1 protein-coding gene is annotated in these 3346 nt (G+C 38.3%); it reads right to left on the bottom strand.

Features of this window, described 5'->3' with window-relative positions; all coding sequences use genetic code 11:
* Positions 1-297 precede the first annotated feature (297 nt).
* Positions 298-2502 (bottom strand): CHASE2 domain-containing protein, encoded by a 2205-nt coding sequence (locus tag G1O98_RS37480; protein WP_163939425.1) that lies wholly within the window; start codon positions 2500-2502, stop codon positions 298-300.
* Positions 2503-3346: the final 844 nt, after the last annotated feature.

Below are 3346 nucleotides of genomic sequence, written 5' to 3'. Positions count from 1 at the left end.
ATTTCGTATAGTATAAGTATATTTTTATGTGTAAAAATAATTACATAAAAGTTTTAGAAAAATAATTTTTCTAATTAATTCTGATGATGAATTCTTTTTTCACTTATCTTCTTAGTTTTAGTTATCAGTCCCAAAACCCTTGCTAAGTCTCTATCTTGACTAAAAAACTACCTCTAGTCATATACGAAATGCTTTTTCAAAATAGTGCCTTGCACATATTTAAAGTTAATAGTCCTAATTTAACGGTAAAATTTTTTACTGTAGGGAGAAAAATATGGAGACTTAACTCTTAACTAATTAAGCAAACTCGTAGCGATTTTTACCCAGGTGCTTGGCACGATACATTGCTGCATCAGCTTGTTTGATCAAATTTTCACTATCTTGGCTGTTGTATGGGTAGACACTTATGCCAATACTGGCAGAGATTCGGATTGCATAGCCATCCAAAACAATTGGCTTGGTAATACTGCTTAAGATTTTTTCGGCGACTTTAGCAGCTATCTGGACATTAGGAATTGCCCGCAAAATTATAGTAAATTCATCGCCACCCAAACGAGAAACTGTATCACTAGCGCGTAAAGAGTTGCTGAGTCTTCCAGCGATAGTCATTAGCAAGCGATCGCCCGTCTCGTGCCCCAGAGTATCATTGACTTGCTTAAAGCCATCTAAATCAATAAATAACAGTCCCAGTAACAGGTTATTGTGTTGCGCCCAATGTAATGACTCGTAAAGTTGTTCGGCAAAAAATTTGCGATTGGATAAACCGGTGAGGGGATCGTGATACGCCAAATAACGCAAGTGATCTTCTTTGAGTTTTAATTCATTGTTAGACTGGAATAGTTCAGCAGCAGTCCGCTTCAGATGCTCCTCCATGAGCTTGCGTTGAGTAATATCTCGGATGACCCCAACTAAAAAGAAATTGCCAGCTGCGTCTTTGTGGAGCGATCGCTTAGTGGCAATTTGATGAGTCTGTCCATCTGCATTGGTAAACTCTTCTTCATGTTCCTGGGGCTTTTCAGTTCGGAACACAAGATCATCCTGTTGTCGAAACACATCAGCTTCATGTTTAGGGAAAAAGTCGTAATCTGACTTCTCAATTAACAATTTATTTGGATAACCGATAAATCGACAATAGGCTTCATTTAAAACAATCCACTGGTGTTGTTCATTTTTCACAAAAATTGGATCGGGAATCGTGTTGATTACGTGATGCAAAAATTCTTTAGAACGTTTCCACTCTTCCTGGATATGGGCAATATGACTGATCATCCAAATAGCTGAACTGCCAAAGCTAAACAATGAGGGAACGAGCGGTATCCACAAACCGTATAAAAAAGCAAGGTATGTAGTCAGGGTCAATACAAAGCAAGAAACTAGGATACAAAGCAGACTTCTAGTAGCGTGTCGTATCCGCCATATCGTCACGGCTCCCAGATAAGACCAGATAAAAATCCACAAGTATTCCATTAAGTCAGACCAGAATTTTAATAATGGTCGTCCATCAAGAGCAGCAGATATTAACTCACTAATAAAATAAGCTTGCAGTTGAATCCCAGGTACGGGCTTTGCCGTACCCATTAGACTGCTGGAGTAGGGAATAAATACAAAATCCTGAAGACTAGGTGCAGTAGAACCAATCAGTATAATCCGATCTTTGATTAAGTTTTCTTGGACTTTATCTGCCAGTACATCTTTTATCGATACCTGACGAAAATTACAAATTTCTCTAGATGAACTTTGACATTTAGGTTTGGGAAAATTAGCCAAAATTTGGTATCCTCTATCATCAGCTCCCACATAAGCACCATCATTAGCCTCAAAACGAGTAAATGCTGCTTTACCCAATTGCAAATACTTAGGGTTGTTTTTTGCTTTGGTGGGGGTAATTCCCTTTGGCTTTAAATACAATAAAGCCAACTTGAGGGCAAAACTTTCGTGTAACTGCTCATCAACGTGCCAATACAACAAACTGCGACGTACTTTACCATCAAGATCGTACAGCACGTTATTAAAGCCCACTTGATCCTGATTTAGTCCCAGTGGAGGCAAAACACTAACGTTTTTGTTTTTGTCATTTGCTAGTAATTCAATACCAATTAAGTTGGGCATTGACTTATAAGTATTACGCAGTTCTTGATTACCAGGCTCTACTGGCAAATTTCTGTAGAGGTCTAAGCCAATAGCACGGGGTTTGTGGAAATTTAATTTTTGCAACAACAGTGCAATCTTCGCATCTGGAATCGGCCACGAACGTATTTCGTTCAAATAGGCTTCATCAATCACTACGATTGTAATACGCTCTTCCGGTGGTTCATTTGGACGTAAGCGAAACAATTGATCCAAAGCTGCAAACTCCAAAGATTGCAATAATCCAATGGAGTGCAACAGCACGACGCAGACTGCAACGCTGACGGCAGTAATCAATTCTCTGTGTCCTCGACTAAGCGATTGTTTTAGTCCAAAGATTAACTTTACAAAACGCTTGCCTAGCTGCTGATTCATTCCCATTACCTAGTAGGGAGAAATATTCTCTATTTCCTATAGCTATTAACTATCGGACTAACATATTTTAAGGGGAAGCTAAATAGAGTTTCTAAGAGTTTTTTCAACTCAGCAATTTTCTTCAAGACATTCTGGCATTTGTGAATGTAATAACATATATTAAGGCTGATTTTCTGACCAAACGGCAACTGGGAGTTTTGTGGCTATCAGCACAGATTAATAAAGCTGTTGAAAGGGAGTTTCAGTGAATTTAACACCCAAATGCTTGTCTGGCAAAGCTTATTCAATTCAAGTTGCACATTTGTAATTAATTAAGTATTTTACTTAGAATTCTGGTAACTTTTAACTTCTAACAGACACACCCTTAGGTTTGGTGCTGACATGCTTACATCCCAAGTAGCCCCCAAGTGCTGTAAAAAAATTAAAGTATACATCAAATTAAAGTAAATATATTTGATTAATTTCCTTAAACTTTAAAATATTTTCGGATAAAAGCTGCAGGAAAACTGGTAATTGGCTATTGGACAAGACCTATTATCTATTACCAAAAACAAAACAGCCAACTGGAAACAGACTTTGCTCTATTCATCCAGTTGACTATACTCGGTGCTGTAGCGGTAGTGGGGTGTTTATTCTATTTTAGTGATAAAAAGCACTCCATAATTACATAAACTACACGTAGATAAACCTCAAGTAAAACAAGTGGTGTGGCAGTCTTTTAACTCAGCACTATTCATTCTTATGGGATATGAGCTACACCTTACCACTAGTAGTCTGCCAACCCAAAAATGCTGCGTGATGGCTGGGGAAAGGGGAAGGTGGGGCCCCCACGAAGTGGGGATAA

Origin of the sequence: Nostoc sp. UIC 10630, from assembly GCF_010747425.1 — a bacterium.
Classification (GTDB): Bacteria; Cyanobacteriota; Cyanobacteriia; order Cyanobacteriales; family Nostocaceae; genus Nostoc.
The sequence above is the reverse complement of the archived record's forward strand: the minus strand, read 5'-3'. Positions and strand labels throughout refer to the sequence as shown.

What these genes read in the sequence shown, in the direction of transcription:
- G1O98_RS37480 (WP_163939425.1), bottom strand. Translation starts at nt 2,502, where the DNA reads ATGAATCAGCAGCTAGGCAAGCGTTTTGTAAAGTTAATCTTTGGACTA.